Source organism: Lamprobacter sp., assembly GCF_034860625.1.
Taxonomy (GTDB): Bacteria; Pseudomonadota; Gammaproteobacteria; order Chromatiales; family Chromatiaceae; genus Lamprobacter.
In genome coordinates, this window is sequence record NZ_JAYESN010000118.1 from 1 (window position 1) to 11,843 (window position 11,843).

The following is an 11,843-nucleotide window of genomic DNA, read 5'->3' on the forward strand; positions in this document are numbered from 1 at the left end:
GCTTCTGGACCGATATGCGATGTCTCTGTTCAGGTGTGCCTGTGTGGATGACTGTCCTGACTTCAATGGCCATATAGCGTCCGACCTGCTGTTGCACCTGCCCGAGTGAAAGCGGCGGGCCAAAAGCACAGTTGTAGTAAGGAGCAATGCAGCGGAGGTACATCACGTCGCTCGGCAAGGCAGGAGTCAGCTGCCATATCGATTCCTGGAACACTGGGTCTGAGCAGCTAGAGACAAGGGTGAGCGCAGGTATGCGCGTCGTGGGGTCCAATAACAGGCGGTGGCGGACATAGGCGACCCGAAACTCTCCGGAGGATACCCAGGCCCCGTCTTTGGGTGCAACGGTGCGGACCTCGAGTTCGCAATACGGATTCAGCTTGTTACTTGCACTTGCGAGTCGGCCCTGTTGAAGGATTGTATGCGCACGTCCAGGCGGAATACGAATCGGCGCCATGACGGCCACCGATATTCCCCTGTCTCCCCTGTCTTGAGATCGACCATCGTAGGCACAGCCACTCATGGCAGCCATGAGCATAAGGGCAAGCAAAAGCGAGCGGAACAGCAAGATCATGTCGACCCTTCATGGATAGAGGCTTGGACTAGAGTCTAGAGTGCTCATAGGCGCCAAGCTAGGCTCGGAATCCGCAGCTGCCTGAGGCTCGCTGACGCAGGTGCGCAATGGCTATCCTTCACTGAGCAGCGGTTGAGTCCGCTAAATCGACATGCCGCTACCCACTGCAAGCCTTGGGCAAGGCCCGCGCAAAGACGTCCCAGTGTTCCGTTAGGCAAAGCCAGCGTCCCGCAGATCATCGGCCAGTAGTCTCCACCCAATACCGCACGCACCATGAGGGCAACCATGGCTGTCGGCCGTCAGTGCTAAACTGCGGGTCGCTTGCAGTTCAGGCACCTTCCCAAACCCCAAACTCAGCGCATGAGTCTTCGGTCAGGGTGATGGCAATCCCTGTCCGTTGCTGGGGGTACGCGCGTGAAGTCGAACTCGATGGGATGGGATGGGATGGGATGGGAAGATGAGATGACAGGCCATGACGAGATTTGACGCCTCATTGCCAGCCTCGCTAACGCGGCTCGCCGAGTTGCTCGAGCGCATCGAGCATCCGCGCGCGGCAGAGGTGCATGCGCTCGGCGCTGAACTGCGAGACTCACCGCAGCAAGCCCTCGCTCGACTCGATGACAACGACTGGTGGGCCGGCGCGGGCTCGCTGGCCGCGGAGACGATGGCCGATCACCCGGCGTTACCTGGTCAACGGTGGCAACAGGAGGTGCGTGAGTTTCGGGCATTGATGATCGAGATCGGCGAGGCGCTGCGGGCGCAGGGTGCGCACAACCCTGGCATCGATTCCTGGCTGCTGGCGTTCCACAATTGGAATGCTTCCGAGGTCTAATGGATGCGCATCGCCCGGACAATGGAAGGGACTGAAGTCTCTCCAGGTTTGACCGGAGACTGTGACGGGAGCCTGTTTCGCGCCGGCGCAAAACCTCAATGACCGCAGCTGACAGGCCTGCCCAGAATGCACATCCATGAATATCAAGCACCGCGCTCAGATCTATAACATCTATGTGGTCGTTGGCCTCAGTAGCCTGTTGCTGATCAGTAGCTTCTACCTCTTCGGCATGCATCCGCTGATCGGCTACCTGCGCGAAACACATACGCAGAGCATTGATCTTGCCCTACAGAACAGTGTTGGCCGGCTGCAGGCGCTCCTGCAAAACCACGAGGATCTGGCCCGGCAAGCCGCCAGTCGCACCGCGATCCGCCAAAAACAGGCCGCCTACCTGCGCGGCGAGATCAGGCGCAGGGCACTGGTCGACTTCAGCCAGCCCAAGCTCGCTGATGCCTTGCGTGCCAACGATGCCCTACGCGCGATCGCCCGTCATGACCCTGATGGCAATCTCCTGTTCAGCGTCGGCATCCCGGTGCCTATCACGCTCACGGCGTACTGCCGCGCTCATTCACTCGATCGCGTCCAGATGATCCCAGCCGAACAGGCCGAGCGCACCGGCGAGCGGGTCTACTGCTCGCCAATCGTCGACAACGCCCATGGCCGCATCGGCTTCGACATCCTGATCATCAGCGACCGGGCTGTGCAGCAATTCATCGATGAACAAAGCCACCCCGCAAACACCTTGGCGCTGGTCTTTGGCGAGCGCGAGATCAAGTATTGGCCAGACCAGTCCGCCGATGACCATGCACATGCGGCGCTGCTGGAATTTCTGGCATCGGAATCCTCCGATCCGCGCTTCGTGATCCGCCAACAACCCTTGGGGATCGAGGCTTGGAGCCTGGTGTCGATCGTCGATGCTGAAGCGTTCTTCGCGCCCATCGACAAGCAGGCGCTGGTGCTGCTAGCCGCGACACTGGCCGCAACCTTGGTGATCTACCTGCTCACGGTACTGGCGTTGCGCCCGATCATCTCGACCCTCGCGCGCGAGGAGCATCTGCTGGTTCTCTCGCGCAGTGACCGGCTGACTGGACTCTACAACCACGGCCACATGCAAGAACTGATCGATGCCGAGCTCGAGCGCAGTACTCGCTATCAGCGCCCGCTGATGCTGGCACTCTTCGACATCGACCATTTCAAGACATTGAACGACCAGTACGGGCATCAGGCCGGCGATCAGGTGTTGATGCAGTTGGCAAACCTGTGCCAATGCTTCACCCGAGACTCGGACCAGCTGGCTCGTTATGGCGGTGAGGAATTTCTCATCATCCTGCCAGAGTCCGAGCGCGAGCAGGGCCAACAGTTCGCAGAGCGCTTGCGTCATGAGATCGCCCAAGCGGTCTTCACCAATGCTGAAAACCGCCTGCGGATCACCGTCAGCATCGGCCTAGCACATTGGGACGGACATGGAGATCCGCCGACCAAAGCCGAGCTGATCCGCACCGCTGATCGCGCGCTCTACCAGAGCAAGGAGCAAGGACGCAACCGCGTGACGCTAGGCTGAGCAACGGGCAACGGGCAGCGGGCAGCAGTGGAAGGTGCGCCGCCGCATCGCTCTCGATGGCACAGCGATGCTGTTCTTGATCTGTCGATTTGATGGTCACGGCGCTTAGTTACGGTTCAGAAACAAGCGGCACAACTCCACCAAAGAGGACCGTTCAAGAACGGCTTAGCTGGCCAGTAGATACTCTGGTTATTCTTGCACCGTTCCTTAGGTACTGGCGCGGCCAAACCACCGCTGCAGCCGCCCATGCGCACTCTCATGCATCGACAGTAGCGCCGGGATCACCAGTAGGATCAGCAGGGTCGCGAAGCCGAGTCCGAAGGCGATGGACGTCGCCATCGGGATCAGGAACTGCGCCTGATACGAAGTCTCGAACAACAGCGGCATCAGTCCGGCGATAGTGGTCAACGAGGTCAGCAGCACCGCGCGCAGGCGTTGGCTAGCGGCTTCGATCAGCGCCTGCTGAATCGACAGCCCCTCGCCGCGCAACTGCTTGTAGAAGCTGACCAGGATGATCGAGTCGTTGACGACAATGCCGGAGAGACCGAACATCCCGAACAGCGACAAGATGGTCAGATCGATGCCCATAACCCAGTGGCCAAACAGGGCGCCAGTCAACCCGAACGGGATCACCGCCATCACCACCAGCGGCCAACCATAGGACGAAAACACCCAGGCCAGGATCAGATAGATCAGGATCAGCCCCAGCACCAGGCCCTTACGCATATCCGACAGGGTATCGCGCTGGTCGGCCGAGCGACCCTCAAACGAGTAGTCGATGCCGAAGTCGCGCTGCAACTGTTCTAGCGTCCCCTCCTCGAGCCCTGCGGTCACCTCGCCAGCGGTGGTCACGTTGCTATCGATGTCGGCGGTGACCTCGACCGCCAGCTTGCCCTCGGCGTGGCGTAAGACCTCAAACCCACGCCGCGACTCCCACGCGGCCACCGCAGTCAGCGGCACCGAATCGCCCGCCGGGGTGCGGACATTGAGCCGGTAGAGACTCGCCAGGGTGCCGCGCTCGGCAGTCGGCAGCTTGACCCGGACCTCGACCTCGTCGGCGCCATCCTGGAAGATCTGCACCAACTGGCCATCGAAGGCGGTGCGCAGTTGGCGCCCGAGATCGGCAACGCTCAGACCCAGGGCCTCGCCGACCGGTGTCAGCCGATAGATCAACTGCTCGCGTCCATAGGCCATGTCGTCCTCGACCTCGAGCACCCCGTCGATGCCAGCGATGGTCTCGGACAGCGCCAGCGCCGCGGCCTTCAGCTCATCGGCCGAGCCGCTGGTGAGCCGGATGGTGAGATCACGCCCCGGCGGCCCGACCCGACGCGCCGTGATGTTCAGCGACTCGAGCCCAGCCGGCATCCGAATGCGCTCGCGCCAGGCGCGAATCAGCTCATTGTTGCGGACCTCGCGCAGATCCGGTTCAACCAGCTCGATCTGCAGCGAGCCCAGCTGATCGGCCGTCCCGCCACCCCCGCCACCGCTCTTGGAGCCATGAAACGCCAGCGCCAGGTTGATCAGTGGCCCCTGATCCAGCTCCCGCTCGGTCTGCTGCAGCGTCTCTTCAAGATGGTCCAGGAAAGCATCGACCCGGGCGCGCGGGGTGCCAGCGGCGAAGGTGACATTGGCATTCAGGATCTGCGATTCGGGCGTCGGAAAGAAGACGAAGCCGAGCCGCCCACCCGCGAGCAGCCCGATAGCGACGGTCAACAGCGCAATGGCAGCGGCGACAGTCGCAAAACGCTGGCGCACCGCGACGATCACCAGTGGTCGGAAACCGCGATCGCGGACCCACTCGAAACCTCGGTCGAGCCGAGCGCGGAGCGAATTCGGCTTGATCTTGTGCGTATGCACGAAGGCGTTGCGCAGATGGCCCGGCAGCACCAAGAAGCTCTCGACCAATGAGGCTAGGATCACGCAGATGATCACGATCGGGATGGCACCGAGGATGTTGCCGATGCGTCCACCGACCAGGATCAGCGGCAGAAAGGCCGCGATGGTGGTGAGCGAGGAGGCGATGACCGGGGCCAGCATGCGCCGTGCGCCGCCCTCGGCCGCCAGCAAGGGGTCTTCGCCCATCTGGTAGTGCGCCATCGCGTCCTCGCCGACGACGATGGCATCGTCGACGATGATGCCGAGCGCCATGATCAGCGCGAACAGGCTAATCATGTTGATGCTACCGCCGACCAGATAGAGGATGAACAGGGTCGCAGCGAAGGAGACCGGAATCCCCCAAGCGACCCAGAAGGCCACGCGGCCGGTCAGGAACAGGTAGAGGATCGCGACCACCAGCACCAGCCCGCCGAGGCCATTGGTCACCAGCAGCATGATGCGATCGCGCACCAGTTCCCAGGAGGCGTCGTAGACAGTGATCTCAACACCCGGGGGAAGGGTTGGACGGGTATCGTCCAGCCATTGTTGGAAGGCGCGCGCGGCCTCGAGGGTATCGCCGCGCTCGCTGCGCTGCAGCACCATCTCGACGGCGGGCTCTCCATTCACCGAGACCAGCACCGAGCTATCGCGCGGCACGCGCTCGATCTCAGCGACATCGCCAAGCTCGACCCGCAACTGTTGATCGGCGCGGATCGGGATCTGCTCGAAGCCAAGCGGCTCGCGACGCTTGTCCAGGCTGCGCAGCTCACGCGAGCCCTCGTCGCGGCCAACCGAGCCCGCTGGCAGGTCCAGGCTAAAATCGCTGACCCGACGACCAATCTCCTGCAAGCCAACGCCAAGCTGCTCGAGCTCACCGTGATCGACCTGGATACGAATCTCCTCGCTCGGCAGGCCATTGATCTGCACCTGATCCAGGCCGCGCTCGAGCAGCTCGGTCTCGAATCGGCGCACCAAGCGGCGCATCTCAGCGCGGTCGTCGAGACCGGTGATCACCAGCCGGGCCACTTGCTCGTAGCGGCTAATCAGTGAGACCTCGGGCTTCTCGGCGTCCTGCGGAAAGTTGCGGAACTCATCGACCGCCCGCCGCACCTCATCCAACGCTAGCAGGGGATCAACGCCCTCCTTGAACTCAAGCGTGATCGATGAGATACCTTGGCTCGAGGTCGAGGTCATCTTGTCCAGATTGTCAACCCTGCGCAGCCGCTGCTCGAGCGGATTGGTGATGCCGTCCTCGATATCCTCGGCGCTGGCCCCGGTCCAGATCACCCGCACCGAGACGATGTCAAGCTCGAAGGTCGGGAAGAACTGCACGTTGAGCCGATCCAGCGCGAAGGCGCCGGCCAGCAGCATGATCACCATCAGCAGGTTGGCCGCGACCTTATGGTGGGCGAAGATGCCGATGATGTCGGTGCGATGTCGGCTTGCGGTATCCAGCTTGGCGGTCCCCATTATGGGCGGCGCTCGGTAGTGCCTGCGCTAGTGCCAGTGCCAGCGCCAGCGCCAGCGCCAGTATTAGTGCCGGTGCCGGTGCCGGCAACATCGGGCTTCGCCAGCATCCTGTCATCCGCTGCCTCAGCGTCGACGATCTCGACCCGCAGCCCTTCGATCGCATTCGGCATGTGGGTCGTCACCAGCGCATCACCGGCTTCGAGCTGATCGGAACGCACCAGTAGCCGTTCCTCACCATCGTCGCCCATACGGGTACCCAGACTTTCGACATCCAGGCCCTGCATGCGGCCTTCCTTCACTACATAAAGGCGGCCGCCGCCATAGACGGCACGGAACGGCACCTCGACTACGGCGTTGCGTGTCGGACGCTCCAGAGACACCGTGAGCAACTGTCCAAGACGCACCCGGCTTGGATCACCGTCAAGCTTAAACAGGGCATCCACACCGCTTGGATCAGCCTCTCCAGCCAAGCGGTCGAAATGCAGCGTCAAGGACTCGCCACCGACGATGGCGCTGGCCGAGAGCGGCAAGTCCTGGGCAGCCATCGCGATTAGCTCATCCTGATAAGGCGCTGGAACGCGCGCGCGGACCTCAAGGCTATCCAGCGCGTAAAGACGCACCAGCACCTCACCCCGGGTGACTTGATCACCTTCAGTGACCGCAACCTCGGTGATGATCCCGGCGTAGGGGGCACGCAGCGTGGCGCGCTCGAACTCGAGCCGAAGCTCGGCCAGGCGCGCCTTGGCGCTCGCCAGGCGCGCCTCCAGTCCACGCAAGCGGCTTGGATGATCGGCGATGCTCATCTGCCGGCTGCTGACAGTGAGTTGCTGCTGCGCCTCGATGCGCTTGGCATCGTCCAGCGCCTGCTCGGCACCGACCTGCTGGGTCTTCAGGCGCTGCTGGCGCTGCACCGCATCTTGCGCCAATTGCAGCAGCCGTTGCTCCTGCTCAAGCCCCAAACGGTCGGTCTCGACGCGGTTCTTCTCGCTGGCGATCTGCGCCTGCAGATCCGCGATCTCGGCCTCGACCTGAGCGATGCGTGGCCTGAAATCGCGCTCATCGAGTCGCAGCAACACCTCGCCCTCGGCCACCCGATCGCCATCGCGCACCAACACCTCGGTCACCCAGGCGCTCGCCGATGCGGTCGCGCGCAGCAGGTCGGGCGTCTCGACGCGGCCATAGAGTTCGAGCTGCGGAGCCGCCCTGATCAGCTCCACTGGCTCGACCTCGACCCGCCACACCCGCTCTTGCACGCTGGGCGTCGCCTTCTCGGGTTTGCTCGCCAACAACAGGCGGAAGAGGCCGAAGCCAACGGCCAGGATCAACACCGGCAGGATGAATTTCAACAGGCGTCTCACACGGGATACTCGACACAGACGGGGGGGCGGCGGGATGCTTGTGCAGGTCGGCAGGCGGCGCTTGTCGCTCCGGGCGGCCGCTTGTCGCCCGGAGTCCCTTTTCGGCGCATCGATCCTTCGACAAGGGGCCGTCAATCTGGATGACGCGCGCTCAGCCCTCAATGCACAGGGTTCCTTGCGCCAGACTTAGATGCTTGCCGCAGACGACAAAGACAACGGCACAGAGGCGCTAGTGTCGTGGCAGGCCCCGACAATGACAACGACGAAGCGCAGGAAACACCGTCCAAGCACCAAGGCGCTGCGGCGGTGGCGTCGCCTTTGCCCGCAACCAGGTCGGCAACCAGGTCGGCAACCACCTGCTTGAACATCTACGGCGACCACAAGCGGGAGAAATCCACCTCCACCACACAGCCAGGCAGCTCGATCGGGCAGGTTGCGCGCTGAAAGTCGCCGACTTTGCGATACTCGCCATCGATCAGCCGATAGACCTTGGCTTTGGCGGCCTGGGGATACAGCAGAATGTAGTACCCGACGCCCTCGTCGCGGTAGAGCTGAAACTTGGTCTGCTCATCGCGCCGGGCGGTTTTGGGCGAGATGACTTCGGCAATCAGCACCGGCGCGCGGGTGATCCGCTCACCATCGAGCGGCTCACAGACGACCAAAACATCCGGTCGGGTGACGGTGTCGGCGGAGAATTCGACATCGATTTCATACAACACTTCGCACTGGGGGCATTGGTCAAAGGCTTCATCAAATTGGCGCTGAAAACGTCGAGCGACACGCTGATGAGTCACCCCTGGCGATGGCGCCATCGCCAGAGGGACGCCATGAATCAATTCCCAATCGCCTTTCCAGTGGCGATAATCTTCCAAGGTGTAATATTCGTGCAGGACAACGGCGGACATGAGGCTTCTCCCGATGTTTCTGCTTTCGCTTGAGCGCTTGGGGCGAATTCTGCGCATAGGTGTCTCAACAAAAAACACTCGGTAGTGCCCCAGTCAGCAGGATGAGTTTGTAACTCGCTGATATTTCAGGCTTCCATCTGCTCGGCGTCCTGTGGATTGGGGCACTACCAAACACTCTAACATGCGACAGCTATGCGACAAAATAGGCACTGATGCGATTGCATTTCTGATCTCTATTGGGATAACTTACACCCGATTTTCGAGCGAGCGCGATCCGGCGCACCCGAAAACATTTGGACGCAACATCCCAATACTGGATTGAGAAGTCAGTGCCAACCAGGGTTACAGCCATGCCATCACCTGCTTCGCTCCCGCGTCTGCTAACGGTGTCGGCTCCATTAGTGCTTGCAATCACTCTGACCATCGCCATTGGTGGCACTTCCTTTCCATCGCATGCCACTCCAAAAGCCGATCACGCTGGTAACTTGCTAACGGAACACGTTGATCTGTCAGCCCAGCTTATTGCTCGGCTGATCAAGGCCGGTTGGTCGCGACAAGCGGCAACTGCCGTGGTCGAGCTAAATGCCGTTTACTTCAGCATTAAAGCCGAGTATCCCGAGCAACTCGAGATTCTCCTGCAGCAACTTGACCGCTTAGGACAGTTCGAGAATCTTGCCCTCATGCCACGGATTGAACGCCACCCCGAATTCGCCGCGCTCTATGCCGGTGCACCGATTCCGATTGAGCTTGATCGTGCTTTTGTGAATGACGACTGCGCTGGCGTTTACGCAGGAATGTTTCAGCTCATCATCGACCCCCACGAGCAGGATGTCCTGGTGGACGCTTTTCAACGCTATGGCCGCAACATCTGTGTGCTAGGTGCCATGGGGATCACAGCACCTGCGGCTGTATTCATGTTCGATCATGAGCGACCCGGTGCACGCGAGTACGCACGCTGGCTGAACGAAACCGTAGCACGGGCGTTGCGCGCCTCGCAACCGGATGACGCCGTCGCAGAAATCATGGCGTTGGCCTTAAACCAAGGTGAGTATCTGCGTAATCGACTGAATCAGGATTCCGACTTTCGTCGCCATTTCCGCACACGATTGTGGCCCGCCTTTGCGCGTGTCACGGATTGCTCGAACAAACCGGGCGGGGAATGCGATACGCCGCTTGAACTCCTTGCTGAGGAACCCCGCGTCTGGGATCTGCTCATGCAGGATCGTGGCGAGGAATTGCTCGCACAAGGCGGCTTGCTGGCCGTCGAACTCCTCACCGAACCGCCCTCTGGGGTGCCTTTCCCCAAGGATCTTCATCCACTGGTACGCGAATCCTTGTTGCAGGGCAACAACGAAACGCTTAGCGCTCTAATCCGCTTCCAGAACGAACCCTTGTTTCACCGCCTCATGCTTCGCGATGACCTTGACCCGAGTCTGCGTCAGAGAATTCTTGGCGATCTGAGCAGCGTCTGCCCCGAAGGGACGCCTCAATGCCCTGATCTAGAGCGGCGACTGCGCGCGCTAGGCGGTTTCACGCTTGCGACGCTGCGGGAAGATCTGGCTCCTGAACCAACCGGATTAACGACTTGGATTCCATTGTATGATACCTATTACACGGCAAGAAAACTGTCCCAGGGCCGAGATGTCAGTGCACTCGATATCGCATTTGTTGGATTGGATGTCATTGATATTTTTACACTAGGGAAAGGCAAATTAATGACTCAAGCCTTAAAAAAAGGCGGCAAAACCATCGCAATGGAGACCGCTGAGTCTATAACAAAGAAATCTGCAAAAAAGATTCTTAAATCGAGCTCGCCAGATTTCTTTAAAAAGGCTGCGGAGTCGGGGCGGCTCATGACAGCAGCATCAAAAAGCTACTTAGTTAAATCTATTAACTTGGCAAAATTATCCGATCAATCTATGAATATGTCTCGTGGTCTTGAGATCACAAAACCTGTCCAATGGGTATTTGAAAAAACCAGCATTGGCCGTTCTTCGATGAAAAAAATAACTGGACTGGAAGCGCGGGTTTTTATGCGCCGAGACGCGCGGGTCATCGTAAACTACCGCAATCGTTACACGAATTATTTAACAGAAGAGTTTGCAATCAATGCCGCATTGGAGCAGGCAGAGGAAATTGGAGAAATCACCATAAATGCTTGGCAAAAACATGCATCAATTTGGTGGTTTGAGAATTCAACCACACATTAAATAGATAAAAAACCATTTCAACTTAATTTCCAATGGAATACCCTCATGACTCTAATGATAAGCCCTAGAAACAGATTCCGGTTATTGGCTTTTATCTGCCTGATAGTGACCTGCAGCATCCTATTGAACAGCCCCGCAATCTACGCGCGTTCAGCCGACGATATCCTCAAAACCATCACCCGCGTATTCTCCAAGGTGCCAGACGATATTCCAGTGAAGAATACCGATGATCTGTTAAAACGCATGGGGAAAGCACCCAGCGCCCGACAGGCCGATGGAATAACAGCAATTGGCAAAAAAGGAGATGATGTACTCGACGCCACTCGTGCAGCAGCACGGCGGGCGGATGTTCTGAAACAACTGAACAAGGGGCTTGCGTCGAACCCTGCCCTATTGCGTCAAGTTGACCAGCTCGACGACGCTGGGCGCGAGGCCGCGCTGCTGTTAATCAAAGGAGGTGAAAGGCTTGCGAACACAGTCCCCGATGTAGCACTTCGTGGGAAATTAATTCGCGCTGGTGGCGCTGACCTGGTTGCTGGTGCCGGAAAATACGGAGATGAAGTGATTACCTCCGCCTTGCGCCTACAGACTGCACTTGATGCCGGTGCCGTCGCCTTACCGGCTGGCAAGCGTGCCATTACCTTGGCTGACTTCACTGCAACAGTTTCGAAAATGGGTCAAGGTGGCATTGATTTCTTCAACAACGTGATTCAACCCAATTGGAAAGTGTGGCTCGGCAGTGGTCTATTTGCTTGGTGGGTCATCGACCCGGAGGGGTTCCAAGACGCTTCTGGTCAATTAGTTGAGCAAGGCGTTAACCGCATTCAACAACTGGCAGGAGAAGTCGCGGCCAGCGCGGCCAAGGGCGCCATTGAAGGCTCTGGTGAAGCGGTTTCCAACATCGGAAAAAAAACTTGGCAGGGTTTTCAATCGCAGGGGCTTGCGGGCGTCATTGGCATCTTGCTTCTGCTATCGCTTGGCTCGCTATTTTTTAAACGTGTTCGCTATTATGTATTTGCACCCCTGCGGTGGCTCAATCGCGCACCATAGGATCATCAAGC

At 59.5% G+C, this 11,843-nt stretch carries 8 protein-coding genes; 4 read left to right on the plus strand and 4 right to left on the minus strand.

Annotated elements, in window-relative coordinates; all coding sequences use genetic code 11:
* Positions 1-571: hypothetical protein (locus VBE63_RS20495; RefSeq protein WP_323684878.1), on the minus strand; the 571-nt coding region annotated here is incomplete at its 3' end.
* Between the two features lie 472 nt (positions 572-1,043).
* On the opposite strand from VBE63_RS20495, the gene VBE63_RS20500 reads away from it, so the two are divergent.
* Both VBE63_RS20500 and VBE63_RS20505 read left to right on the plus strand, forming a co-directional pair.
* The gene (locus VBE63_RS20500; protein WP_323684879.1) at positions 1,044-1,403 is read left to right on the plus strand and encodes a hypothetical protein; all 360 of its coding nucleotides are present in this window, start codon (positions 1,044-1,046) and stop codon (positions 1,401-1,403) included.
* 136 nt (positions 1,404-1,539) lie between these two features.
* Positions 1,540-2,964: a GGDEF domain-containing protein gene (locus tag VBE63_RS20505; RefSeq protein ID WP_323684880.1), complete on the plus strand. Its 1,425-nt coding sequence runs from the start codon at positions 1,540-1,542 to the stop codon at positions 2,962-2,964.
* Positions 2,965-3,171: 207 nt separating this feature from the next.
* Here the strand turns inward: VBE63_RS20505 and VBE63_RS20510 are convergent, their stop codons facing one another.
* From VBE63_RS20510 to VBE63_RS20520, 3 genes are all read right to left on the minus strand, one after another.
* Positions 3,172-6,309, minus strand: coding sequence for an efflux RND transporter permease subunit (locus VBE63_RS20510; RefSeq protein WP_323684881.1), 3,138 nt, complete (start codon positions 6,307-6,309; stop codon positions 3,172-3,174).
* Positions 6,309-7,655, minus strand: coding sequence for an efflux RND transporter periplasmic adaptor subunit (locus tag VBE63_RS20515; RefSeq protein WP_323684882.1), 1,347 nt, complete (start codon positions 7,653-7,655; stop codon positions 6,309-6,311). Before VBE63_RS20515 ends, VBE63_RS20510 begins: the two co-directional genes overlap by 1 nt.
* Positions 7,656-8,035: 380 nt before the next feature.
* Positions 8,036-8,650, minus strand: a complete 615-nt coding sequence (locus VBE63_RS20520) for a Uma2 family endonuclease (protein ID WP_323684883.1) — start codon at positions 8,648-8,650, stop codon at positions 8,036-8,038.
* A 272-nt stretch (positions 8,651-8,922) separates the two neighbouring features.
* On the opposite strand from VBE63_RS20520, the gene VBE63_RS20525 reads away from it, so the two are divergent.
* Both VBE63_RS20525 and VBE63_RS20530 read left to right on the plus strand, forming a co-directional pair.
* Positions 8,923-10,782, plus strand: coding sequence for a hypothetical protein (locus tag VBE63_RS20525; protein WP_323684884.1), 1,860 nt, complete (start codon positions 8,923-8,925; stop codon positions 10,780-10,782).
* A gap of 123 nt (positions 10,783-10,905) precedes the next feature.
* A complete protein-coding gene (locus VBE63_RS20530; RefSeq protein ID WP_323684885.1) occupies positions 10,906-11,832 on the plus strand; it encodes a hypothetical protein in 927 nt (308 codons plus the stop codon).
* Positions 11,833-11,843 lie beyond the last annotated feature (11 nt).

Bases quoted from the DNA above. Each gene is read 5' to 3' on its own strand.
- VBE63_RS20500 (WP_323684879.1), top strand. From the start codon at position 1,044: ATGACGAGATTTGACGCCTCATTGCCAGCCTCGCTAACGCGGCTCGCC.
- VBE63_RS20505 (WP_323684880.1), top strand. From the start codon at position 1,540: ATGAATATCAAGCACCGCGCTCAGATCTATAACATCTATGTGGTCGTT.
- VBE63_RS20510 (WP_323684881.1), bottom strand. From the start codon at position 6,309: ATGGGGACCGCCAAGCTGGATACCGCAAGCCGACATCGCACCGACATC.
- VBE63_RS20525 (WP_323684884.1), top strand. From the start codon at position 8,923: ATGCCATCACCTGCTTCGCTCCCGCGTCTGCTAACGGTGTCGGCTCCA.